The organism is Micromonospora sp. DT41 (assembly GCF_049841715.1).
Lineage (GTDB): Bacteria > Actinomycetota > Actinomycetes > Mycobacteriales > Micromonosporaceae > Micromonospora > Micromonospora profundi.
In genome coordinates, this window is record NZ_JBNCKU010000004.1 from 329905 (window position 1) to 353440 (window position 23536).

At 70.7% G+C, this 23536-nt stretch carries 23 protein-coding genes and 1 tRNA gene; 6 read left to right on the forward strand and 18 right to left on the reverse strand.

Translation table 11 applies throughout. The annotated features are described in order from the left end of the window. Positions 1 to 135: 135 nt before the first annotated feature. Positions 136 to 1152, reverse strand: a complete 1017-nt coding sequence (locus ACLQ23_RS10070) for a hypothetical protein (protein WP_425880575.1) — start codon at positions 1150 to 1152, stop codon at positions 136 to 138. Then, on the reverse strand, positions 1149 to 1706 hold the full coding sequence (locus ACLQ23_RS10075) for an RNA polymerase sigma factor (RefSeq protein ID WP_355596411.1): 558 nt from the start codon (positions 1704 to 1706) through the stop codon (positions 1149 to 1151). Before ACLQ23_RS10075 ends, ACLQ23_RS10070 begins: the two co-directional genes overlap by 4 nt. Before the next feature lie 932 nt (positions 1707 to 2638). On the opposite strand from ACLQ23_RS10075, the gene ACLQ23_RS10080 reads away from it, so the two are divergent. Further along, positions 2639 to 2815 carry a hypothetical protein gene (locus ACLQ23_RS10080; RefSeq protein WP_355629783.1) on the forward strand — a complete coding sequence of 59 codons (177 nt, stop codon included), beginning with the start codon at positions 2639 to 2641 and terminating at the stop codon, positions 2813 to 2815. 56 nt (positions 2816 to 2871) lie between these two features. Here the strand turns inward: ACLQ23_RS10080 and ACLQ23_RS10085 are convergent. Together ACLQ23_RS10085 and ACLQ23_RS10090 are read right to left on the reverse strand one after the other, a co-directional pair. Then, positions 2872 to 2946: transfer RNA gene (locus ACLQ23_RS10085), tRNA-Val, on the reverse strand. 50 nt (positions 2947 to 2996) lie between these two features. Next, the gene (locus tag ACLQ23_RS10090; protein ID WP_425735429.1) at positions 2997 to 3590 is read right to left on the reverse strand and encodes a TIGR02611 family protein; all 594 of its coding nucleotides are present in this window, start codon (positions 3588 to 3590) and stop codon (positions 2997 to 2999) included. Positions 3591 to 3884: 294 nt separating this feature from the next. Between ACLQ23_RS10090 and ACLQ23_RS10095 the strand changes: the two genes are divergently transcribed. Further along, on the forward strand, positions 3885 to 4316 hold the full coding sequence (locus ACLQ23_RS10095; protein ID WP_053653619.1) for an SsgA family sporulation/cell division regulator: 432 nt from the start codon (positions 3885 to 3887) through the stop codon (positions 4314 to 4316). Between the two features lie 113 nt (positions 4317 to 4429). Here the strand turns inward: ACLQ23_RS10095 and ACLQ23_RS10100 are convergent, their stop codons facing one another. Then, on the reverse strand, positions 4430 to 5206 hold the full coding sequence (locus ACLQ23_RS10100; RefSeq protein WP_355598473.1) for a glucose 1-dehydrogenase: 777 nt from the start codon (positions 5204 to 5206) through the stop codon (positions 4430 to 4432). Between the two features lie 202 nt (positions 5207 to 5408). Here ACLQ23_RS10100 and ACLQ23_RS10105 point away from each other — a divergent pair, with 202 nt between their 5' ends. Further along, complete coding sequence (locus ACLQ23_RS10105) at positions 5409 to 6404, forward strand: helix-turn-helix domain-containing protein (protein WP_355629764.1); 996 nt, start codon at positions 5409 to 5411, stop codon at positions 6402 to 6404. A gap of 7 nt (positions 6405 to 6411) precedes the next feature. Further along, a complete protein-coding gene (locus ACLQ23_RS10110) occupies positions 6412 to 6867 on the forward strand; it encodes an RrF2 family transcriptional regulator (RefSeq protein WP_306272357.1) in 456 nt (151 codons plus the stop codon). Position 6868: 1 nt separating this feature from the next. Here the strand turns inward: ACLQ23_RS10110 and ACLQ23_RS10115 are convergent, their stop codons facing one another. The 7 genes from ACLQ23_RS10115 to ACLQ23_RS10145 all read right to left on the reverse strand — a co-directional run bounded on the left by ACLQ23_RS10115 (position 6869) and on the right by ACLQ23_RS10145 (position 15135). Beyond that, positions 6869 to 7549, reverse strand: coding sequence for an N-acetylmannosamine-6-phosphate 2-epimerase (locus ACLQ23_RS10115; RefSeq protein WP_355629759.1), 681 nt, complete (start codon positions 7547 to 7549; stop codon positions 6869 to 6871). Further along, positions 7546 to 8481, reverse strand: a complete 936-nt coding sequence (locus ACLQ23_RS10120; RefSeq protein WP_425880576.1) for an ROK family protein — start codon at positions 8479 to 8481, stop codon at positions 7546 to 7548. The genes ACLQ23_RS10115 and ACLQ23_RS10120 overlap by 4 nt, the downstream gene beginning before the upstream one ends. Positions 8482 to 8483: 2 nt before the next feature. Beyond that, positions 8484 to 9422 carry a dihydrodipicolinate synthase family protein gene (locus tag ACLQ23_RS10125; protein ID WP_355598463.1) on the reverse strand — a complete coding sequence of 313 codons (939 nt, stop codon included), beginning with the start codon at positions 9420 to 9422 and terminating at the stop codon, positions 8484 to 8486. Beyond that, complete coding sequence (locus ACLQ23_RS10130) at positions 9419 to 10492, reverse strand: oligopeptide/dipeptide ABC transporter ATP-binding protein (RefSeq protein ID WP_425880577.1); 1074 nt, start codon at positions 10490 to 10492, stop codon at positions 9419 to 9421. The genes ACLQ23_RS10125 and ACLQ23_RS10130 overlap by 4 nt, the downstream gene beginning before the upstream one ends. Continuing rightward, positions 10489 to 12447 carry a dipeptide/oligopeptide/nickel ABC transporter permease/ATP-binding protein gene (locus ACLQ23_RS10135; RefSeq protein WP_425880578.1) on the reverse strand — a complete coding sequence of 653 codons (1959 nt, stop codon included), beginning with the start codon at positions 12445 to 12447 and terminating at the stop codon, positions 10489 to 10491. The genes ACLQ23_RS10130 and ACLQ23_RS10135 overlap by 4 nt, the downstream gene beginning before the upstream one ends. Continuing rightward, positions 12447 to 13403 carry an ABC transporter permease gene (locus tag ACLQ23_RS10140; protein ID WP_425880579.1) on the reverse strand — a complete coding sequence of 319 codons (957 nt, stop codon included), beginning with the start codon at positions 13401 to 13403 and terminating at the stop codon, positions 12447 to 12449. The genes ACLQ23_RS10135 and ACLQ23_RS10140 overlap by 1 nt, the downstream gene beginning before the upstream one ends. A 103-nt stretch (positions 13404 to 13506) precedes the next feature. Continuing rightward, a complete protein-coding gene (locus tag ACLQ23_RS10145) occupies positions 13507 to 15135 on the reverse strand; it encodes an ABC transporter substrate-binding protein (RefSeq protein ID WP_355629748.1) in 1629 nt (542 codons plus the stop codon). Positions 15136 to 15273: 138 nt separating this feature from the next. On the opposite strand from ACLQ23_RS10145, the gene ACLQ23_RS10150 reads away from it, so the two are divergent. Both ACLQ23_RS10150 and ACLQ23_RS10155 read left to right on the forward strand, forming a co-directional pair. Beyond that, positions 15274 to 16005: a FadR/GntR family transcriptional regulator gene (locus tag ACLQ23_RS10150; protein WP_355598453.1), complete on the forward strand. Its 732-nt coding sequence runs from the start codon at positions 15274 to 15276 to the stop codon at positions 16003 to 16005. Between the two features lie 322 nt (positions 16006 to 16327). Beyond that, positions 16328 to 18040 (forward strand): exo-alpha-sialidase, encoded by a 1713-nt coding sequence (locus ACLQ23_RS10155; RefSeq protein WP_425880580.1) that lies wholly within the window; start codon positions 16328 to 16330, stop codon positions 18038 to 18040. A 75-nt stretch (positions 18041 to 18115) separates the two neighbouring features. Here ACLQ23_RS10155 and ACLQ23_RS10160 read toward each other — a convergent pair whose 3' ends face one another. Genes ACLQ23_RS10160 through ACLQ23_RS10185 form a run of 6 tightly spaced genes read right to left on the reverse strand, consistent with a single transcriptional unit; the run spans position 18116 to position 23483 of the window. Next, on the reverse strand, positions 18116 to 18727 hold the full coding sequence (locus ACLQ23_RS10160; protein WP_425880581.1) for a malonic semialdehyde reductase: 612 nt from the start codon (positions 18725 to 18727) through the stop codon (positions 18116 to 18118). Next, positions 18724 to 19293, reverse strand: coding sequence for a flavin reductase family protein (locus tag ACLQ23_RS10165; RefSeq protein ID WP_355598447.1), 570 nt, complete (start codon positions 19291 to 19293; stop codon positions 18724 to 18726). The genes ACLQ23_RS10160 and ACLQ23_RS10165 overlap by 4 nt, the downstream gene beginning before the upstream one ends. Next, complete coding sequence (locus tag ACLQ23_RS10170) at positions 19290 to 20624, reverse strand: LLM class flavin-dependent oxidoreductase (protein ID WP_355598445.1); 1335 nt, start codon at positions 20622 to 20624, stop codon at positions 19290 to 19292. The genes ACLQ23_RS10165 and ACLQ23_RS10170 overlap by 4 nt, the downstream gene beginning before the upstream one ends. Before the next feature lie 9 nt (positions 20625 to 20633). Further along, entirely contained in the window at positions 20634 to 21506 is an 873-nt protein-coding gene (locus ACLQ23_RS10175; RefSeq protein WP_355598443.1) for an ABC transporter permease, read from the reverse strand. Then, the gene (locus ACLQ23_RS10180) at positions 21499 to 22455 is read right to left on the reverse strand and encodes an ABC transporter ATP-binding protein (protein ID WP_355629742.1); all 957 of its coding nucleotides are present in this window, start codon (positions 22453 to 22455) and stop codon (positions 21499 to 21501) included. The genes ACLQ23_RS10175 and ACLQ23_RS10180 overlap by 8 nt, the downstream gene beginning before the upstream one ends. Further along, complete coding sequence (locus tag ACLQ23_RS10185; protein ID WP_355629739.1) at positions 22452 to 23483, reverse strand: ABC transporter substrate-binding protein; 1032 nt, start codon at positions 23481 to 23483, stop codon at positions 22452 to 22454. Before ACLQ23_RS10185 ends, ACLQ23_RS10180 begins: the two co-directional genes overlap by 4 nt. Positions 23484 to 23536 lie beyond the last annotated feature (53 nt).

Genomic DNA, 23536 nt, shown 5'->3' on the forward strand with positions numbered 1-23536 from the left:
TCCAGTGGGCGTCGATCCCACCTCGTCACCACCCCCGATGCGCCTGTCTGCGATAGCAGGAGCTGCCGCGACTCAGCGGCCATCAGGTCGGGTGCAGATAGGCGAGGCCGTGGCCGAGGTCACGGCCCCGCCGCTTTACCGAGCGTGCGGTGTGACGATGACTTGGGCGCCGACGGCCACGACCTGTTCGCCAGTCAACATCGCTGGTGCCTGAAGGTGGAAGGCGGTCCCGTCGGGCAGCGGAACCTGCAGGAACCACCCGTTGAGCGTCTGCACTAGGTCGCTTTCCCTGCCGTTGACCTGCACCGTGCTCACCCGCTTCGCGCCACCTACGAGGCCCATCAGATTTCTCTCGGGAGCCTTGACGAGATTGACACTGAGCTCCTCGCCGGAGTCGGGGGCGCGCAGGGTCACGATCTTGTTGTCCTTGAAGGCCGCCAACCGCCAACCCGCTGGAGCGAGACGCACCTGCAACGGCACCGACTGGGCACCGTCCGCCACGGTCGCGGCCAGCACCCGCGCCGCCGCTTCACTGCCGAAGCGCCCATGGCCGGTCAGCGTCACCCACTGGCCAGGCCGGCGCTGCCAACTCAGCACCACCGATGTGCCGGACTGCGCATGATGTTCGACCACGAAGCCGGGCACGCCCTGCAACGAGACGGACCGGACCCGCTCAGGCGCGTCCTGGGGCACATACCGCTCGTCGACGCCGAGGTAGACATCGCTGACGCCATCAGTCGCCCGGAAGACCGCCGTCATCACCGGCCGGCCGCTGCCCTGCTCGTCGCGGACAACACCGCCACTGAAGGTCGGCGCCGCCAGGCCAGCGGGGCGAGGACGCAACCCGATGGGAAACACCGGCGCGTCGAACGCCACGAGCTGCACGCCCGGCGGCCGGCCCGCCGGCGCGCGATGCTCCGACAACACGAATGAACCGCCAGCCGCCGCAGCGACCACGACAGCAACGGCGAAGCCGAGGCCCAACCGCCGATGTTGAAGCGCCCAGCTCGCACGGCTCCAGCCCCACCGACGGCGGACCGGCGCGGCCGGGGCCATCTCGGCCATCAGTCGGTGACGCGCACTGGACAAGGCCGCCGAAGACACCGGCGGCGCGTCCGGACCATGCTCGCGCAGCAATTCGAGATCGTTCATAGCAACTCCTCGTTGATCATCGCCGAGCCAAGGGATTCACGAGTCAGGCGTCGGGCCCGGTTCAGCCGGGACCGGACCGTGCCAACAGGTATGGCGAGCACCGCAGCGATCTCGGCGTAGGACAACCCGGCCCACGCCGTCAGCAACAGCACGTCCCGGTCCCCGCGCTTCAACCGCGCCAGAGCCACAGCCAACTGCTGGCGCAGGGCCTGCGCGTCCGCCCGCTCGACGGCCTCGTCGTCGCTCGACGTCACATCGCTGGTGGTGGCGGCCAACCGGGCCAACATGCGGTAGCGGCGCTCCTCCTGCCGCGCCTGTCGGTGCAACACGTTCGTGGCGATGCCGTACAGCCACGCCCGCGGATCAACACCCTGCGATCGATAAGTCGACCTCCGCCTGAACGCAATCAGAAACGTCTCAGCCAGCAGGTCGTCAGCCGCGCTACCGACCCGGCGCGCCAGATACCGGTGAACGGCCACAGCATGCCGGTCGAACAGCGTCGCGAACCGCTCCGGACACTCGACCGACTCGCGCAACAACACGTCATCGCCCACCAACTGCGACGGTGCCGCGAGCTCCGCCGGTGCAGGCCCCTCCGATCGAGGACCGGCCCGCTCACCCAAAGAAACATCCCTCGCTTCGTACGTTGCGCTCACACCTGCTTATGCCCGCACAGCGCGACCGGGTTCACGACGCCGCCTACCAGATCGACGCCGTTCGTCAGATCGAGGGACCGCACCTTCAGGTGATGGAGGTCCTATCGCGACCTGGACCTCAGTTCCTGCCGTCGCCAGACACGCAAGACGCCATGCTTGGCAACATGCTGGGTACCTTGCCCGGGGCCAGGGACGCCCACGCACCCAGGTATGGCGAAACGATCAACTGGCGGCTGCCTCCGGCGTCGGTGATGCTCTGTCTGCCCTCGTCGCAAAGCTGGCAGGGCTCGGCATGGTGTACGACGAGGGCATCGGGCGACTCGACTACCAGCCGTGTTGGCAGCTAACTCCTTCGGCCGGAACTGCCTTCGGTTCCTGGGAGACCGTCGCTGACGGCCGACGCGGAAACCGCTCTGGTGGCCGCTCGGTGTGAACGCGGTTGCGGGCACCGCCGGATGTCCTCGGATGCCGTTCTGCCTTGTAAAGGCAAGCTTCTCTGCTGTCCTGTGTCGTCTCCTGTCGGTCGACGCCGTTGCGCTCGCTGCCCCCTGGCTGCCTCAGTACGCCTTCTGCCACGTGGTGTTGCTCAAGCGCCGGACACCAACACGTAACAGCCAACCGCCGGCGCAACACAGGGGGATCACCAACCAGGACGGCCACCAAGACCAGCTCTTCGTCCACGAGTACAGTTCGAGGCCCAGTCCAGTGGCGGCCAGCAACCCGCCCGCCATTGCCAAGAGGAGATAAGCGAGACGCCGCCGATGCCTGCCGGCAGTAGACCACGGTCCCGCATGACCTGCCCAGAGACGGCCCCGGCACCGTGAGTTTGGATGACGTCGACTGTCAGCTTGGGATCCGACGGCGTACCGATCAACGACGCGGCGAAGGTGATGGGGCACGAGCAGACGTCAACGACGTTGAACCGCTACACCCATTCGACCGCTGAGCGGGACCGCCGGGTGTTGAAGTCCTTTGCTGCCTTCTCGCTGCCTCCGGGCAGCGACTGACCCTCGGATACGAGTCAAGGCCCCTCGATTGAGGGGCCTTGAGCTTGCCATATTCATGGTGGGCGATGCTGGTATCGAACCAGCGACCTCTTCGGTGTGAACGAAGCGCTCTCCCACTGAGCTAATCGCCCTCAGCGCCGTTGACTCTACCCGATCGTGGAGCCGGACCGGAAATCCGGGGTCAGCGCGCCCCGAGGTAGTCCAGCGCGATGGCGACCAGGTCGATGTCGAAGCTGTACTTGAGGGAGAGCCAGACCACAGTGCCCACGAAGAGCATCCCCACGGCGCCGAGTACGAAGCGCAGCGGCAGCGACTGTCGTTTGGCCCAGTTGGTCCAGGCGTACACGTGTCGGCGGGTGAAGGCGAGCAGTCGGCGGGCCCAGTGGTATTCGACGGCCCAGATGCCGAGGCCGGCGATGACCAGCAGCCAGCCGGGGCCGGGCAGCGGGATGAGGGCGATGCCGATGGTCACCACAAGCGCCCCGACGATCGCGACGACGATCTTGAGGGTGATCCGGCCGGTGGGGTTGGCGCGGATGAGGTCGAGGGTGGTGGAGATGCGCTCCCGCCAGCGGGGACGCCGGGGGCGCTCGGCGGTCACGAGGACGCCAGCGCTGTGACCGGTGCCACCGGTGCGCGTATCGCCGCCGGGGCGTCTGTCGTCGGACGCCGGCCGACCAGGCGGATGTGGCTGCTCCATCGACACTTCGTACCCCCGCTTTTCGGCTGCTCGGGCCGCGACGTTCGGCGGACCGGACACGACCACCGGATCCACTGAGGACCGGTTAGTGACCATTTCACCCCCCAGTGTCGCTCGGGCCCGTCACTGCAACGGCCGACTGGACGTTACCGGAGTAAGTCGACGACTGAACCACCCGATGCCGGGCGGCATCACGCACTGGGCAGAACCGGAAATCCTACATGAATCCTCACATTCACGCGGTCTTTCCGTCCCCCTTCCCACCACTGGGTGAAGTCAGCGTATGGCGGAGCGTAGCCAGGAGTAGCACCTGAGTATGGGAAAAGCGGGACACGCGCGTTCCGCAGCGGTGCCGGGGGGAGAACGTCCATGAGTGTCATCCGACCGACGACCGTAGAGGTCGAGACGTCGCTAAGGCTCGTCGCACCTGACGCCACCGCCTTGCCGGTGCGTGCCAGTCTGCGTTACGACCCTGCTGACCCGTATGCGGTCCATGTCCTGTTCCATGCCGAATCTGCCGGCGGCGAGGCGGTGAGCTGGTCCTTCGCCCGCGAACTGCTCGTCACCGGCCTGGACGAGCCAGCCGGCATCGGCGACGTGCGGGTCTGGCCCTGGGCCACCCCGCGCGGCGACTTCGTCGCGCTGGCGCTCTCGTCACCGGACGGCAACGCCCTCTTCGAGGTGCCGCGCAGCGTCCTGGTGCGTTTCCTTCGACGGACCTACGTCGTCGTCCCGCGCGGCCGGGAGGCCGAGCACCTGGACGTCGACACGGCGGTGACCCGGCTGCTCGCCGGTCGCTGACCACCGCCCGAACGGGCAAACCGGCCAGACGGGGCCGCGCGGATCTGCCGAGTCCGCGCGGCCCCGGCACACCCGGGGTACGCGGGTCCGCCGCACCCCGGGTCGACCGGTGCTCAACCGTGGGTGGTGATGCCGCCGTCGACGGGGATGACCGCGCCGGTGAGGTACGCGCCGGCCCGCGAGGACAGGTAGATGGCAGTGCCGGCCATGTCGTCAGGGCGTCCGATGCGGCCCAGCGGCACCTGCTGCTCGATGCTGGCCCGGCTCGCCGGGTCGTCCAGGGCGAACGCCATCATCTTGCTCTCGAACGGGCCGGGGGCGATCGCGTTGACGGTGATCTGCTCGCCGGCGAGCTGGTGGGCGAGGCTGCGGGTGAGCATGTGCACGGCAGCCTTCGTGGCCGAGTAGGCGTAGACCTCCATCCACGGCACGCGGATGCCGTCGATGGACCCGATGTTGATGACACGGGCGGGGTCGTCGGCGCTGGCAGCGGCGCGCAGCGCTGGCAGCAGGGCGGTGGTGAGCCGGAAGACCGCCTTCACGTTGACCGCCCAGAGCTTGTCGAACGCGGCTTCCGGGTAGTTTTCCAGCGGGGCACCCCAGGTGGCGCCGGCGTTGTTGACGAGCACGTCGAGGCGACCGAAGCGGTCCCGCACGGCGGCGGCGAGTGCCTCGGCACCGGCGTCGGCGCCCAGGTCGGCGGGGATGGCCTCGCAGCGCCCCTCCGAGGAGAGTTCCTTGGCGACCGCCTCGCAGACGTCCGCCTTGCGGGACGAGATGATCACGTGGGCGCCGGCCCGGACGAAGCCCTGGGCGATCATCAGACCGATGCCCCGCGAGCCGCCGGTGACCAGTACCGTCTTGCCTTCGACCGAGAACAGCTGCGTCATGCCCATCCCATCGCGAGTCGGCGGTGCCTGCCGGCCCGGCGGGCGACCGGCGGACCGGGGCCGGACGGCGCTACCGCCGGGTAAGGTAGCCCGGCCTCCAGGATCGCGACAACCCCTGCAGGTACGTCGCGAGGGCCACAGGAACGACGCGCACCGCTGATCGGGATGCAATGACCTGCGGTTCGGGCTACCGTCGCAGGCGATGGTCTCTACCGATCCCTCCCCCGCGCCACCGATCGGAACGGCGTCACCCGTAGCCGACGAGATTTCCACGTTCGCGCTTGCCGACCTCGCCGGTGACCCGGGCTGGCGCCGGCCGGTCATCGTCGAGCGCGAGTTGCTGGTCCTCACCACCCGGGGGCACGGCGACGCCGAGCTCGATTTCCACCTGCTGCCCTGCCGACCCGGCACGTTGCTGCGGGTCCGCGCTGGTCAGCTGCTGCGATGCGCCGGCCCGCAGTTCGACGCGACGGTGGTGGGTTGGACCACCGAGGCGCTGCGCGGTCTCGCTGTCGACCCGGACGCCCCGCCGACGTGGCGGCAACTTGCCGGCGAGGACGAGGACGCGGTGATCAGCGAGGTCAGCCAGCTGGCCGTGGACTGTCAACGGCACGGCGACGGAACACCCGCCGCCCGTGCTCTGCTGCGCCACCAGCTCGCCGTGCTGCTGCTGCGGCTGGCCCTGCCCGGCGTGGACCGGTCACCCCAGCGACCCGAGGTGGAGACGTTCCAGCGGTTCAGCCGCGAAGTAGAGCACGGCTACCAGGGGACGCGACGGGTCGAGGACTACGCGATCGCGCTCGGGTGCTCGGTGCGGACGTTGACCCGGGCCTGCCTGGCCGTAACCGGTCGCAGCGCCAAACAGGTGATCGACGAGCGGGTCGCGTTGCAGGCGGGTCGACTGCTCGCGGCGACCGACGAGCCGATCGCGCAGATCGGCCGACAGCTCGGCTTCTCCGAGCCCACCAACTTCGGTCGCTTCTTCACCAGGGAGACCGGGACGAGCCCTGGCGCGTTCCGGGCGGCCCGCGAGCAGCCGGCGGCCGGCCGGGTCGTACGCCCCCGATCGCCGGTCGAGCCGACGGGTGCCAATGGGGGGTGGTTCCGCTCCGGCCCGCTCGGCGAACCGGCAAACGGGGGGCACGCCAGGCGGTCCGGGTCGCCCACCGGCCCAGACGGCGGCACCGGGCGGGCATGATGACAGGGTGCAGATCTCCGCGCGCGGCGACTACGCGGTACGGGCGGCGCTGAGCCTCGCGACCGCGTACCCCTCGCTGTTGTCCACCCAGGCCATCGCCGCAGACCAGGACATGCCCCGCAAGTTCCTGGAGGCGGTCCTGGCCGACCTGCGCCGGGCCGGCATCGTCCGCGCCCAGCGGGGCGCCGAGGGCGGCTACACCCTGGCCCGGCCGCCACGGGAGGTGACCGTCGGCATGGTGCTGCGTGCCGTGGAGGGCCCTCTCGCCGGGGTGCGCGGCCTGCGGCCGGAGGAGACCCGGTACGAGGGTGCGGCGGAGAACCTGCCCGGCCTGTGGGTGGCGGTGCGCGCCGCCGTCCGGCGGGTCGTCGACGAGGTGAGCCTCGCCGAGATCGTCAGCGGCCGGCTGCCCGCGCACGTCCGCAAGCTCACCGCACTCCCGGACGCCTGGGAGCCGCGCTGACTCAGACGGCGTCCGTCATGGCCGAGGCGAACCAGCCGGTGATTGTGGTGGGGTGGGTGATCGCCGTGCCCACCACCACCGTCCACGCTCCGGCCCGCAGCGCCTGCGCCGCCTGGCTCGGGGTGTGGATCCGGCCCTCCGCGACCACCGGCACGTCGATCGCGGCGGCGAGCTGGGCGACGAGGTCCAGGTCCGGGCCGGGCCCCTTGGTCGTGTACGCGGTGTAGCCGGCCAGGGTGGTGCCGACCAGGTCGGCGCCCGCCGCGGCGGCGGCGATCCCCTCGTCGAGGGTGGAGCAGTCGGCCATCACCAGGGCCCCGGTCCGCTCGTGGACGGCGGCGATCGTCTCGTCGAGGGTGCGACCGTCCGGCCGGGGCCGCGCGGTGCCGTCGAGCGCGACGACGTGCGCTCCGGCCTCGGCCACGGCCAGCGCGTGGTCAAGCGTCGGGGTGATGAAGACGGGGTCGTCGCCGTCCTTCCAGAGCCCGATCAGCGGCAGGTCGACGGCCTCCCGGATGGCCGCGATGTCCGCGAGCCCCTGCGCGCGGATGCCTGCGGCTCCACCTTCGGCGGCCGCGAGAGCGACCCGGCGCATCGTGTCCGGGGTACGCATCGGCTCACCCGGGTACGCCTGGCAGGACACGACCAGTCGGTGGCGGAGTGCGTCGACAAGCGCGTTCATGCGGTGCCCTCCCAGGCGAGTGAGGCGGCGCCGAGCAGTGCGGCATCCGAACCGAGGGCCGAGGCCAGCACGGGCACGTCGTCCAGGCTGGGCAACGTCTCCCGCCGCACGGCGTCGCGAAGTGCCTGCCACCAGAAGTCGCCGAGGCCCGCGACCCCGCCGCCGACCACGACCGCGCCGGGATCGAGCATGTTGACAAGCCCGCCGACAGCCGAGCCGACGGCGGTGCCGCCCAGCAGGATGACCTCCCGGGCCACCGCGTCGCCGTCCGCGGCGCGGGCGGCCACCGCCCGCAGGTCGTCGACCGGCTGGCCGGTACGCCGCGCGTACTCCTGCGTGAGGCCGGGCCCGGAGGCGATCGCCTCAAGGTGGCCGTGCCCGCCGCAGGTGCACGCCAGCCCTCCGGCGTACGGCGAGGGCTGGTGGCCGGCGTGACCGGCAGTGGAGTGGGCACCGGCGAGCACGGTGCCGTCGATGACGAACGAGGCACCGATGCCGGTGCCGACCGCGACGAAGAGCGTCGTCTCGTGGCCGGCCGCCACGCCGTGCCGCGCCTCGCCGAGGGCGTGGGCGTGCACGTCGTTGATGACGGTGACGGGCAGGCCGAGCAGGTCCCGCAGTCGTCCGCTCAGGTCCGTACCGGCCCAACCGGCAAGGGTGTCGGTGGCCGAGAGCACCCGGCCCGTCCGGTGGTCGATCACCCCGGCGCTGCCCACTCCGACCGCCCGGACGTGTGTCCCCGTGACGCTCGCCCGCAGCCGAGCGACGAGATCGGCCGCGGTGTCGAGGATGGCGGTCGCCCCAGCCCGACCGGAGGTAGGGGCGGTGAGCCGATCCACGATCTCACCGTGGCGGGTCACGATGGCGGCGGCCGTCTTGGTGCCCCCGATGTCGAGCGCGGCGACGACCGGAAATGTGCGTGCCTCGGACATGGCTAGAGCAGCCCCGCCAGCTCCAGGTGGGCGCGTACACGGCCCGTCTCGTCGGCGTCGAGCGGTCGCAGCGGAAGCGACACCGCGTTGCTGTCGATGACACCGAGCAGGGCCAGGGCGGTCTTGAACGCGCCCACGCCCCGGGTGGCCCCCGCCGCCGTCGCCGGGTCGGCCGCGTCGACGATACGGAACAACCGGGTCAGCCGGTCCTGCTCGGCGCGCGCGGTGTCCCAGTCGCCGTTCACGCAGGCCCGGTGCAGCCGCACGTAGCCGGCCGGGTCCACGTTGCCCAGCCCGGGGACGGAGCCGGAGGCACCGGCGAGCATCATCGCGTCGACCACCACCTCGTGCCCGGTCAGCAGGCTGAAGCCGGCGTCCGGGGCGCGTTCCGCGATCGCCAGCACCAACTGGCGGAAGGAGACGTCGTCGCCGCTGGAGTCCTTGACACCCGCGAGGGCACCCTCCGCCGCGAGCCGGCTCAGCAGATCCGGGGAGAGCTTGGTGTGCACGCAGACCGGAATGTCGTACGCCAGCAGCGGAAGCTCGACCGACGCGGCGAGGGACCGGAAGTGCCGCTCGACCTCGTGCGGGCCGACGATGGCGTAGAAAGGTGCCGTCGCCACCAGACCGTCGGCGCCCAGACGCGTCGACGCGTCGGCCCGGTCGAGTACCCGGCGGGTGGTCGGCTCGATGCAACCGGCCATGACGGGTACGGCGCCACCGACGGTCTTCACGACGGTTTCGAGGGCCTGGTCCCGTTGACTGTCGGTGAGGAACACCGTCTCGCCGGAGCTGCCGAGGGCGAAGAGGCCGTCGACCCCGGCGGCGAGCATCCGCTCGACGAGCCGCTCGAGGGAGGCGACGTCGACCGCGCCCTCCTCGGTCAGGGGGGTGACGACCGGCGGCACGACTCCGGCGAACCGCGGGGCAGGGCTGGTCACGCTGTCTCCTCGACATGTAGTGGGGTGTTGCCGCCGGTCGCTGCTCTGGCGAGTGCGACAAGCTCTGTGTTGCTGGATCCAGCGGGAACGGGGTGGTAGCAGCGGAACTCGTGGGCGCCGGCACCCCCACCGCCCGTCTCGGACGGCGGCATCTCGGTGGCGCACACGTCGGTGGCCTTCCAACACCGCGTACGGAACGGACAGCCGCTGGGCGGACGGGTGGCGAGTGGGACGGGGCCGACGAGCGGGATCGGGTCGAGCGGCGACAGCAGTCCCGGCGTGGCGGAGAAGAGCGCCCGGGTGTACGGGTGCTGCGCGACCTCGGGGAGCCCGGCGGCGGGTGTCTGCTCCACGATCCGGCCCAGGTACATCGTGACTACGCGGTCACTGATCCGCTTGACGGTCTGGATGTCGTGCGAGACGAAGACCATGGCCAGGTCCAGCCGCTCCTTGAGGTCCAGGAGCAGGTTGAGGATCTGCGCCCGTACCGACACGTCGAGAGCGCTCGTGGGCTCGTCGGCGATGACCAGGCCGGGCTCCAGGGCCAGGGCACGCGCGATGGACACCCGCTGGCGTTGGCCGCCGGAGAGCTGGCTCGGCAGGACGTCGGCGACCGACCGGGGCAGCCCCACCAGGGCCATCAGTTCGTTGACCCGGTCCTCGCGCTGTCTGCGGGTGCCGCGACGGTGCACGTCGAGCGGGTCACGCAGGATGTCGCGGACCGGCATGCGCCGGTTCAGCGACGTGGCCGGGTCCTGGAAGATCATGCCGACGCCGGCGCCGATGTGCTGCCGTCGTTCGGACGCGTTCATCGACCAGACGTCCTTGCCGGCGAATGCGACGGTGCCGCTCGTCGGCCGTTGCAGGCCCACAAGCACCTTGGCCATCGTGGACTTGCCGCAGCCGGACTCACCGACGACACCGATGGTCTCACCGGCACGCACGGTCAGGTCCGCGCCGGTGAGGGCGTACACCCGCTCGCGGCTGAACATGCCGCCCCCACGGGTGCGGTGGACCACGTGCACATCGCGCAGCTCGACGATCGAGTCACGCGGGACTGACGCACTCATCGGGCCAGCTCCTCTTCCCTGACATTGACGGCCGGGTGGTGGCAGGCGTACAGGTGGCCGGCAGCGCCCTCCAGGCGGGGCGTCTCCTCCCGGCAGACCTCCGTCGCCATCGGGCAGCGGTCGGCGAACCGGCAGCCCGACGGAAAGTCGGCCGGCGACGGCACCACGCCACGGATCTGGGTGAGCCGTTCCGCGCCGGCTTCGAGGGAGAGCACGGAGCCGAGAAGCCCTCGGGCGTAGTGGTGCGCCGGCGCTCCGACCACGTCAGCGGTGACACCGCTCTCGACGATCTGCCCGCCGTACATCACCACGACGCGGTCCGCGACGTCGCTGACCAGCGCCAGGTCGTGGCTGACCAGGATCAACGCGAAGCCCAACTGGCCGCGCAGCCGCAGCAGCAGCTCCATGACCTGCGCCTGGACCGTGACGTCGAGCGCGGTGGTCGGCTCATCGGCGATGATCAGGCGCGGGTCCCGGGACAGAGCCATCGCGATCACCACGCGCTGCCGCTGGCCGCCGGAGAGCTCATGCGGGTACGCGGACAGGGTGCGCCGGGCGTCCAGGCCCACGAGTTCCATCAACTCCTCGGCCGACCGGGTGCCGCCACGGCGGATCATCTGGGCGAGCTGGGGGCCGATGCGTAGTGAGGGGTTCAGGGCCGACAGGGCGTCCTGGTAGACCATCGCGATCTCGCGCCCCATCAGGGCACGGCGACGTTTCGCACTCAACGTCAGCAGGTCGGTGCCCGCGAAGCGGACCTCGCCGCGAACCCGGGCGCCCTGCGGCAGCAGACCCATCACGGCGAGCGACGTCAGCGACTTGCCCGAGCCGGACTCCCCCACCAGGCCCAGCACCTCGCCGGGACGGACGTCGAAGGTCAGGTCGTCGACGATGTCGACACCCCGATGGCGCCCCTCGAACCCGATGGAGAGGTTCCGGACCTCAAGGACGGGATCACCCTGCGGGAGCGGCCGGGCCCGCTCGCGCAGCCGCTGCGCCGCCTCGGGCAGGCCGGGCAGCCGCACCAGCTCACCAAAGCCGGGCTGCGCCTCCTCCTGCGCGTCGCCGGCCTTGGTCGCGGTGGCACGCCGCGCCGCCGGGGCGGCCCAGGCGTCGGACATGCCCTCGGAGAGCACGTTCAGGGCGAGCACTGTCAGCAGGATCAGCAGGCCGGGGAAGAACGTGGCCCACCAGCCACCGATCTGGACCATCTCCTTGCCGAAGGCGATGACCGAACCCCACGAGGACGCCGCCTCCTGGGGCGCGAGCCCGCCGCCGATGAAGGAGAGGGACGCCTCGAACACGATCGCGTCGGCCACCATGACGGTGACGAAGACGAGGATCGGGGCGGCACAGTTGCGCAGGATGTGCCGCCAGAGGATGTGCGGCCGTCGGGCGCCGATGATCCGTTCGGCCGCGACGTAGTCCTCCCGGTACTGCGAGAGCACGTTGGCGCGCACGATACGCGCGATCGAGGGCACGAAGACGAAGCCGATCGCGACCACGAGGACCAGGAGGCTGTTCTTGCCGAAGGAGATGATCAGCAGGGCGGAGAGCACGATGGCGGGGAACGCCATGACGACGTCGAGGCACCGCATCACCACCTCGTCGATAGCGGGCCGGCTGGTTCCGGCCAGCGCGCCCAGGATCGCGCCGACCACCAGGGCGATGCCGGCGCTGCCGAAGCCCACGATCAACGAGCGCCGGGTGCCGGCGACCAGCCGCGAGAACACGTCGCGTCCGAGCTTGTCCAGGCCGAACCAGTAGTCGCCGTTCGGGCCGGTAAGCGCGGGACCGAGCCCGGCCTGCGCGGGGTCGTGCCGCAGGATCAGCGGCGCGAAGATGCCCACCACGACGATGAGCAGCACGAAGCTCAGTGCGATCCGGGCCGTGACGCTGAGCCGTGTGAAGGCGATACCTGGCTGCGAAAGCCGAGCGGTGAGTGTGCGACGCATCAGTGGGCTCCGCGCAGTCGAGGGTTGGCGAAGAGGTAGAGGATGTCGACCACCAGGTTCACGAAGACGAAGCAGATGGCGATCGTCAGCACGGTTCCCTGCGCGAGGGCGGTGTCGTTCTGCTGTACGGCGCTCATGATCTGGGTGCCCATGCCGGGCAGCGAGAAGATGGCCTCGATGACGACCGTGCCGCCCAGCAGGTAGCCGATCCGCAGGCCCAGCACGGTGAGCGGGTTGACGAGCGCGTTGCGCAGCACGTTGCGTCCGATCACCACGCGGGGTGGCAGCCCTGCGCCGATGGCGGTGCGTACGTAGTCCTTGTCGAGTTCCTCCACCATCGACGTCCGCACGATGCGGGCCAGTGAGCAGCCGACCGGCACGGCGAGCGCGAGCGCGGGCATCGCGAGGGACTGCAACCAGAGGGAGAACGAGTCACCGGGGTTGACGTACCCGCCGGTCGGGAAGAGCGGGCGGCGGACCGACAGCTCCTGGATGAGCAGGAGGGCCAGCCAGAACGACGGCATGGCGATACCGGCCATCGAGACGAACCGGATGACCTGGTCGGGCCAGCGGTCCCGGTACAGCGCAGCGGGGATGCCGAGGACCAGCGCGATGACCAGGGCGCCGACGATGCCGAGTGCCGTCAGCTGGATCGTCAGCGGCAGCGCGGTGGCGATCTTGTCGGCGACCGGGACGGACGGCGGGAAGGTCACGCCCAGATCGCCCCGGAGCAGGTCGCCCAGGAAGTGCAGGTACCGCAGCGGCAGCGGGTCGTCGAGGCCGTTGGCGGCCTTGAACGCGGCCACCTGCGCGGGGGTCGCCTGGTCGCCGAGGACGGACAGCGCGGGGTCGATCGGTGAGAACTGCATGATCACGAAGACGAAGATCGTGATGCCCAGCACCAGCGGTATCAGGGTCAGGAGTCGTCGCGCGACCAGGCTCAGAACGCTCAGCATGGTGTCTTTCTTTCGTCGAGGGCGCCGGGACGTCCCGCCCAGCCCAAGGGGCAGAAGGCTGGGCGGGACGCGGAGGGGCCGGGTCCGGGCCCCCGAGGCGGGCTCAGCCCTTTCGGCTGCTGCCCAGGAAGTACAGGCCGGTGGTCGCCGCACCCGAGAAGCCGGTGAGCTTGGTGGGGTCGTACGCGGTGACGACCTTGGTGTGCAGGATCGGGTAGAGGGGAACCTCGTCGGCCACCTTGTCCAGAGCCTGCTTCCACAGGGCCTTGCGGGCCGCCTCGTCGGAGGTCTGCGCGGCCTTGTCGAGCAGGTCGGCCATGGCCTTGCGGTCGGCGGCGCTCCACCGGTAACGCTGACCGGGCCAGGTCTCGCCGTAGTAGAACCAGCGCAGCAGCAGGTCGGTGTCGACGCCGAAGACGCTTGGGTCTCCGGTGGCCATCAGCACCCGGAAGGTGTCCTTCGGAACGATGTCACCGTAGATGGCCGAGGACGGCACGGTGTTAAGGCTGGCGTTGACGCCGATCTTCTTCCACTGCTCGATGACCAGCGGGGCGACGTCCTTCACCGCGGAGTTGTCAGTGGTGTCGAGCTGGAACGACAGGTTCGAGACGCCAGCCTCCTGAAGCAGTGCCTTGGCCTTGTCCAGGTTGTGGTCGTAGACGGTGGCGGCCTTCTGGTAGTCCTTGTTGCCCTCGTCCAGGTAGCTCGTCGCCGGGGTGCCGTAGCCGTTGAGCGCGGTCTTGATGACCGCGTCCTTGTCGATGGCGTAGTGCAGGGCCTGGCGCACCCGCTTGTCGTTGAACGGCGCCGCCGACGTGTTGAACATGAGGAAGACCTGGTTGAAGGCCTGCTTGACGTCGACGGTGTACTTGTCCTTGAGCGAGTCGACGTTCAGGTACGGCACCGACTCGATGGCCTGGACCCGGCCGCCCTGCAGGTCAGACACCCGCGCGGAGGCCTCGGAGGTGGTGTTCCAGGTCATCGTCTCGACCTTGGCGGGACGGGGTCCGCTGTAGTTCGGGTTCTTGCTCAGCTTGATGCCCGACTCCTTGGACGCGCTGTCCATCTTGAAAGGGCCGGAGCCGATCGGTGCCGTGTCGAAGGCCTTCGAGGCGGCCGCGTCCGCGGTCTTCGCCTTCGGCAGGATCTTGATGACGGAGATCCGCTCGGCGAACAGGGCGAACGGGTACTTCAGCTTGAACTCGGCGGTCGTCGCGTCCTTGGCGGTCACCGAGTCGATGAACGACACGAACCCCTGCATCAGCGGCGGGGCCTTGGGGTCCGCCGGCTTCAGCACGCGCTCGAAGGACCAGGCGACGTCCTCGGCGGTGACCGGGGTGCCGTCGGAGAACTTCGCGCCGTCGCGTACGGCCACCGTGTACGTGAGCCCGTCGGCGCTGGCCACCGGGTCTTCCTTGGCCAGGGCACGGTACGGTTCCCTGGTGATCGGGTCTAGGTCGATCAGACCCTCGAAGATGTGCTGGTTGACCGCCGTCGCCACCGCCGACGAGGCGTTCCCCGGGTCGAACCCACTGGAGAGGGTGAACGCCAGAGTGGTCTCGATCGAGGTCGACCCCCCGTTACCGCCTTCGACGGCGTTGGTCGAGGCCGGGCCGCCGCTGCACGCGGCCAGTCCGAGCGCGAGGGTTGCCGCGGCGGACGCGGTGGCCAACGAGCGGAGCCGGCGCTGGGGGAAACGCCGCCCCTCCGATGGCTTGACGGTGGTGCTCACGTAGCTGCCTCCATAGGCTCTTCATGCGCTTGCATACACGCTCGCGCTGAGGGATTCGAAGATAATGGGGTCTGACGTCAGACATCTGATGCCGATAGGGTGAGAGTCGCAGATTCGTGAGGGAAGGGCAAGTGCCAGATGACGACCATTGACGCGTTCCCGCTGCGCGGTGCGGAGCGCCCGGGTCCCCGCCGGCAGGAGGTTGCGACCAAGATCAAGGAGTACATCCTGCGCAATCGCCTCAAGCCGGGGAACCTCCTCCCCACCGAGGCGGAACTGTGCGAGGCGGTAGGCGCCAGCCGGTCCAGCGTGCGCGAGGCCGTCAAGATCCTCTCGGCTCTCGACATCGTCGAGGTGCGGCACGGCCACGGCACCTTCGTGGGCCGCATGTCGCTCGCCGCCCTCGTGGAGAGCCTGACCTTCCGCGGCCTCCTGAGCGGCGAGGAGGACCACCACGTTCTGGGGCAGGTCGTCGACGTCCGGCAGACCCTCGAACAGGGGCTCGCAGCCCAGGTCATCGCCGTTCTCGACAGCGAGCACCAGGCGGAACTCGCCACGCTCGTCGACGAGATGGAGACCCTCGCCGCGCAGGGGATGGACTTCCTCGACGTCGACCGCGCCTTCCACGTGAAGCTGCTGGAACCCCTCGGCAACGACCTGATCCTCCAACTGACCGAGGCGTTCTGGCAGGTGCAGGCCATCGTCGCCCCCACTCTGCGCACCGAGCCGGAAGACCGGCTGATCACCGCACAGCGGCACCGCGCAATCGTGGACGCCATCGCGGCCGGCGAGGTGGCCGATCTACGCGCCGCCATCGCCGAGCACTACGCCCCGATCCGGGCGAGCATCGCGCGCGCCGTGCAGTCCTGAAGCGCCACAGGCGCCGCCCGCCGACTCCGCGTAACGACCCGGCCACGTCATCGACTGGCCGGGTCGCCGTGACGGCCGTCCACGGTCAGCGTCGCTGACGGCCGCACCTTCCCCAGGCGTCTGACACGTCCACTGCGGACCGGAACACCCTCACGCGTACGCCTTCGTCGATCTATTGACGACCCGCGCGGCGCCCCTTAGCGTCATGACATCAGATATCCGACGTCTTATCTGACTGGTTTCCCCTCCGCACCCCTCCCCCGCCCTCGGAAGGAATCCTGTGTCCCGTGCCCCCGCACGCCCTCGCCGAGTAATGGCGGTCGTGGCCGCCGTCCTCGCCCTGGTCGCGATCCTGCCCGCCGCCCCAGCCCACGCCGCCCCCGCCGGCGTGAGCGCCACCGCCAGTGCCGACTGCACGACGGGCAGGCTCCACCTGCTGCTCACCAACGGCAGCACCACCGCGCAGACCTTCACCGTGACCTGGCCCGGCCGGGCCAACTCCCCCTGGACCCGGACGGTCGCCGCCGGCAGCACCAGCAGCGAGCTGTACTGGACGCTCCCGGCAGGCACCCCGTACACGCTGCGGACGACCACGCCGACCGGGTTGGACGACACCTCCGCCGGGATCTTCCACTGTGGCACCGGCATGTCCGCGGTCACCAGCTACGACTGCACGGCCGGCCGACTCCAGCTCGCGCTTGAAAACCGCACCACGACCGCCCGGGACTTCACCGTCACGTGGCCCGGCCGCACCGGATCCCCGTGGACCCGCACCATCGCCGCGAGCGGCAACTACCTGCACTACTGGACGGTCGGCGCCGGCACCCCGTACACCCTGCGGGTCACCGCGCCCGGTTTCGACACCACCCTGCGGGGCACCGCCGGGTGCGGCCTGAACGCCGGCACCCCGCAGATGAACAGCACGGCCGTGCTGACCACGCAGAGCGTCATCCGCAACCTCAACGGCCCCAGCGGCCGCTACGACGGCACCTCCGCCTCGGTCCGCATCCCGGGCATGGCCGTCACCAACAACGGCACCGTCATCGCCGTCGCCGACGCCCGGATCAACGGCTCGTACGACCTCGGCGGTGGCACCAACAACATCCAGATCGCCATGACCCGCAGCACCGACGGCGGCCGCACCTTCGAGCAGCCACGGATCATCCACGCCCCCGCCACCACCAGCGAGGGAGCGGGCGACCCGAGCCTGCTGGTGGACCGCAGGACCGGCACCGTCTACTGCTTCTTCACCTACTCGCCCCGGCCGGGCATCAGCTTCTGGTCCGGCTCGTCGGGCCTCAACACCGCCAACGACCCGAACAGCCTGCACCTGCAATACATCACCAGCAGGGACAACGGCGCCACCTGGAGTGCCCCGGTGGAGCTGAACCCGACGATCAAGGTCCCGACCTGGCAGCAGGCGTTCTTCTCCTCCGGACACGGCATCCAGAGCAGCACCGGACGCCTGATCCAGCCGTTCGTCTACCGGGACGGGGCGGGCCTCACCCAGACCGGCAACATCTACAGCGACGACAACGGTGCGACATGGCGGCGCGGTGGACCCGCCGGCGGAAACATCAACGAGAGCAAGGCGATCGAGCGCGGCACCGGCGCCATCGTGCAGAACATGCGGCACAACAGCACCCGCAGCCGGTTCTACTCCACGTCCACCGACGGCGGCGCCACGTTCGGCCCGGCCACGGCCAGCGCCCTGCTGACCGACCCGCTGTGCAACGCCGACGAGATGTCCTACCTGCGCCCGTCGGAGGTGGGTGCCAACGGCGCCCCGGTGCGCACCCGTACCGCCCTGTTCAGCAACAACGCGGCCCCGGCCGCCCGCAACGATCTCACCGTCCGGCTGTCCACCGATGACGGTGCCAGCTGGCCGGCGCGGGCGCTTGTCAAGCCGGGCGCCGCTGGCTACTCCACGATGGCCGTGCTCAACGACGGCACGATCGGCAACCTGTACGAGGTGGGCAACACCGGAGGCATCTTCTTCGCCCGGTTCACCCTCGACTGGGTCAAGGGGGCCTGACCCCGGACCGTCCCGCCCCCGGAGTCGGCATCGCGCCGGCACCGGGGGCGGGCCCGTCGTGGGTCGCAGCTCCCCTTACAGGGTGCGGACCACCTCGCCGGTCTCGAGCCGGGGCAGGCGTGGCTGCCACGCGTCCGGGCCGGGACGCCCGAGGTTGAGCAGGAGCAGCACCTCGTGACGACCGTCGGGGAAGAACTCCCGCTTGACACCTGCGGGGTCGAAGCCCGCCATCGGGCCGGCGGCCAGCCCTGCCGCACGTACGCCCACCAACAGGTAGCCGATCTGCAGGGCCGCGTTGAACCGGGCCTGCGCGACGCGTTCCGCCCGGTCGGCGAGCCAGTCGCGGGCCTGCGGGCGGTGCGGATACAGCTCCGGCAACCGCTCGTGGAAGTCCACATCGGCGGCGAGGACGGCGGTCAGCGGGGCGCTGGCCGTCTTGGCCCGGTTGCTGCTGGACACGTACGGCAGCAACCGGGCGCGGAACTCCGGCGAGCGCAGCAGCAGCAACCGCAGCGGCTGGCCGTTGTACGCGGTCGGCCCGTACCGGAACAGGTCGTGGATGGCAGCGACCTGCGCGTCGGTGACCGGCTCGTCGGTGAACGTGTTCGCCGTGCGGGCCGCCCGGAACAGCAGGTCCTGGGCGGCCCGGTCCAGCGCGAGCAGGTCGGGCACGGCGGGTGCGCTCACGCCGGCACCGGCTTGACGGCGGTGGTGTAGCCACCCTGGTGGTGCACCAGCGGCTCGCCGTCGCCGCCGTCGCCAAGGGCGAGCGGCTCGGCGATCACCAGCGTGTGGTCGCCGGCGGGGACGCGGTGCACCACCCGGCAGAGCAGCCGGGCCAGCACTCCCGTCAGCAGCGGCACACCGAACGGCCCCGGCGTCCAGTCCGGGTACGCGGCGAACCTGTCGATCCCGCTGGTGGCGAAGACGGCGGCGGCCTCCCGCTGCCCGGCGGCCAACAGGTGCACTGCGACGTGCTCGGCGCGGGCCAGCACCGGCCAGCTCGACGAGTCGACGCCCAGGCAGAACGACACGAGCGGCGGGTCCAGGGAGACCGACGTGAACGAGGTTGCGGTGAACCCGGCCCGGATCGGTGCGCCGATCCCGCCCAGGCAGGCCGGGTCGGTGGCCCGAGCGACAGCGGTGACCACTGTGACGCTGGTGGCCTGCCGGCGCAGCAGCGCGCGGAACAGGTCCCGGTCGACGGGTTGCAGTTCGGCGGCGTCCGCCGTCGGACGTTCGACGGTGGTCACGCCGGCACCAGGGCCGGCGCGGCGTACGCGCTGGCCGGTCGGGGCAGGCCGTAGTGCTCGCGCAGCGTCGCACCGGTGTACTCGGTGCGGAACAGCCCTCGGGCGCGCAGCACCGGCACGACGTGGTCGACGAAGTCGGCCAGACCGCCGGGCAGGTGCGGCGGCATGATGTTGAACCCGTCGGCGGCGCCCTGGGTGAACCACAGCTCGATCTGGTCGGCGATCTGTTCCGGCGTTCCGGCGACCACGCGGTGGCCCCTGCCGCCGCCGAGCCGACCGATGAGCTGCCGGACGGTGAGCTTCTCCCGGCGGGCAAGGTCGGTGACGAGCTGGTAGCGGCTCTGGTGGGCCTGCACGGTGCCGGAGTCCGGCAGCTCGGGCAGCGGCCCGTCGAGCGGCAGGCCGGTGAGGTCGATGCCGAGCATCCCGGAGAGCTGTGCGAGCGCGTACTCGGGGACGATCAGCTCCTCCAACTCGGCGGCGAGCGTGCGCGCCTCGGCCTCGGTGCCGCCGAGCACGGGCGCGATGCCGGGCAGCACCTTCACCAGGTCGGGGTTCCGGCCCGCGGCGGTGACCTGGCGGCGCAGCTCGGCGTAGAAGCCCTGCCCGTCGGCGAGGGTCTGCTGGGCGGTGAAGACGGCCTCGGCGTACCGGGCGGCGAAGGCGATGCCGTCCGGCGACGACCCGGCCTGCACGAGCAGCGGCCGACCCTGCGGCGGTCGGGGAATGTTGAGCGGGCCACGGACCTGGAACTCCGGCCCCCGGTGCGCCACCTCGTGCACCCGGTCGGTGTCGGCGAACACCCCGGCGGCGGTGTCGAAGACCAGCGCGTCGTCCTCCCAGCTGTCCCAGAGCTTGATGGCCACGTCGACGAACTCGGCGGCCCGCCGGTAGCGGTCGGCGTGCGCGGGGTGGCTGTCCCTGTTGAAGTTGACAGCCTCCCGCTCCTGCGCCGAGGTGACGATGTTCCAGCCGGCCCGGCCGCCGCTCAGGTGGTCCAGGGAGGCGAACTTGCGGGCGGTGTGGAACGGCTCGTTGTAGGTGGTGGAGACCGTCGCGATGAGACCGATGTGCTCGGTCACCGCGGCCAGCGAGGCGAGCAGGGTCAGCGGCTCGAAGACGGCCTGGATGTTGTGCCGCGGGTTCGGCCCGACCGACAGCCCGTCGGCCAGGAACACCGAGTCGAGCGTGCCGCGCTCGGCGATCCGGGCCAGCTCCTGGAAGTGCCGCACGTCGGTGACCCGGCGCGGGTCGGTGCGGGGGTGCCGCCAGGCGGCCTCGTGGTGGCCGACGCCCATCAGGAACGCGTTGAGGTGCAGGGTTCGAGGCATGACAGAGTCCTATCCGGCGGAGACGTCGACGCGCCACGTGGAGAAGCGGCGTTCGAGGGCGACGAGGAGCTGGTTGACGACCAGACCGATGGCGGAGATCGTGATGATCCCCGAGTACATGTCGGGGATCGCGAAGTTGTACTGCGCGTAGTTGATGAGGTAGCCCAGGCCGGCCTTCGCGCCGACCATCTCGGCCGCGACGAGCACCAGGATCGAGTACGCCCCGGCCAGCCGGATCCCGGTGAAGATGGTCGGCACCGCCGCCGGCAGGATCACCTTCTGGAACAGCCGCAGGTGGTTGAGCCCCATCGAGCGGGCCGAGCGGATCAGCAGCGGGTCGACGCCCTTCACGCCGGCGATGGTGTTCAGCAGGATCGGCCACGAGCACGCGTACAGCACCAGGGCGATCTTGGAGGTCTCCCCCAGGCCGAGGATGAGCACGAACACCGGCAGCAGGGCCAGCGCGGCGGTGTTGCGGAACACCTCCAGCAGCGGGCTGAGCAGCTCGGCGAGCGGCCGGTACCAGCCGATCAGCAGCCCCAGCGGGATGGCGGTGAGCACGGCCAGGCCGAGCCCGGCCAGCGACCGGGTCAGGCTCGCGCCGACGTGCTCGGCGAGCTGCCCGCTGCGCAGCAGCTCCCACCAGGCCACCAGCACCTCCGACAGCGGAGGCAGGAACACCCGGTCGACAAGCCCGAGCCGGGGCGCGCCCTCCCAGATCGCGGCCAGCGCGAGGATCGCGACACTGCGGTGCAGCGCCTTGCCTCCGAGGCCGAGGAGCCGTCCGGCCAGGCGGCCGGCACCAGGTCCGGCGGTGGCCACCGCGTCGGGCGGGGCCGTCGGGGCCGCCAGCCGGGCGGGACGTTCGGCGATGTCAACCAACGCGGACCTCCTCGGTATGGGCCGCCGTCGGCGCCGCGCGCCGCGCATCGGCTCCGGCGACAACGGGAGTACGACCACCGACTGCTCCGGTGTGGGCGGTGCGACTGCCGGTGGCGCCTTCGGCGGCGCGACTGCCGGTGGCGCCTTCGGCGGCTTGGGCGGCGCGCACCTCGTCCCGCAGCAGCGTCCAGATCTGGTGCCGGTGATGGCGGAACGCGTCGGTGGAGCGAACGTCCTCGACGGCGTCCCGATCGCCGAGGTCGATGTCGATGACCTGCTTGACCCGCCCGGGTCGGGAGGTCAGCACCGCCACCCGCTGACCGAGGTACACGGCCTCGTCGATGCCGTGGGTGATGAACACGATGGTCTTGCCGGTACGGGCCCAGATCCGCACCAGCTCGTCCTGCAACGAGTCACGGGTCTGCGCGTCGAGCGCCGCGAACGGCTCGTCCATGAGCAGCACGTCCGGGTCGTACGCGAGGCTGCGGGCGATGGCGACCCGCTGCTTCATCCCTCCGGACAGCTCGTGCGGGTAGCGGTCGGCGAAGCCGGTAAGGCCCACCAGGTCCAGGTGGTGCGCAACCAGGTCGCCACGCTCGGCGCGGGGCACCCCCTTGGCCTCCAGCCCGAACGCCACGTTGCCGGCGGCGGTGCGCCAGGGCAGCAGCGCGTACTGCTGGAAGACGATGCCCCGGTCCAGGCCGGGCCCGGTGACGGGTCGCCCGTCGACCAGCACCTGCCCGCCGCTGGGCTCGGTGAGCCCGCCGAGCAGGTCGAGCAGTGTGGACTTGCCGCAGCCGCTCGGACCGACGACGACGAGGAACTCTCCGGCGCGTACCCCGAGGGTCACCCGGTCCAGCGCGGTGACCGCGCCAGCGGTGCCACGCCGGGTGGCGCGGACGCCGAAGGTCTTGCTCACCCGGTCGAAAAGGATCTTGTCGGTGCTCACGCGCCACCCCCGTCCACGAAGGGGTTGAAGCGGTTGGTGTAGATGTCGCCGGCCTTGGGGCGGTCGCCCTTCAGCTCGCCCTCGGCGGCGAGCCAGTCGATCCAGGTGCCGAACTCGCGCTCGTCGATCACGCCGCCCCGGCCGGCGACGCCGCTGCTCTTCCAGTACGCGACGAGCGACGGGTCCTCGTTGCGACCGCGCTTGGCGATGATGTCCCGCATCCGGGCCACCACCGTCTCCCGGGGCTGGGTGCGGGCCCACTCGATGGCCTTGCCGACCCCGGTGACGAACGCCTTGACGGTCTCCGGGTTGCGTTTGACGAAGTCGTCGCGGAAGACGTACGTGCCGGCGCTGAACGCACCGAGCAGCTCGTAGTCGGTGAAGATGGTGCGGATGCCGCCGCTGTCGACAGCCTTGTCGCGGATCACGCCGCCGAGCACCGCCACGTCGATCTGCTTCTGCCGCAGCGACTGCTCGGTGTTGACCGGGGGCAGGGCGACAAGCTCGACCTGCTTGACCTCGGCGGCCGTGAGCCCGCCACGGGCGAGCCAGGTCTTGAGCACCGCCTCGGCGTGTGCGCCCAGGGTGTTCATGCCGACCTTGCGGCCGATCAGGTCGCGGGGGCTGCGGATCGGGCTGTCGTCGAGCACGTAGTAGCCCTGGAAGCTCTGCGCGTCCGAGCCGTAGTAGCTGACGACGGCGGTGATCGGGGCGTTGGCGGCGGCGAGCTTGACGATGGCGCCGTTGAACGCGCCGCCGAAGTCGCTCTGCCCGGTGGCGGTGGCCTGGATGTCCTGTGGGCCGCCGGTGACGTTGCCGATCCACTTGAGGCGGACGTCGCCGAGGTAGCCGAGGTCGGCGGCGAGTTCCGGGAGGGTGACCTGGCCGACCGAGCCCTGGTAGCGCAGCTCGCTGGCCTGGCCGGCACCGGCCTGGGCGTCGCTGCCGCAACCTGCGGCACCGGTGAGCAGTGTCAACGCGGCGGCGGTGGCGACGGTACGCAGCAGGGCACGACGGGGTGGGGACATGAGGAGTCTCCTGATCTGTCCACGAGGGAGGTGCGGGGCGCCGGGTTCGGGGC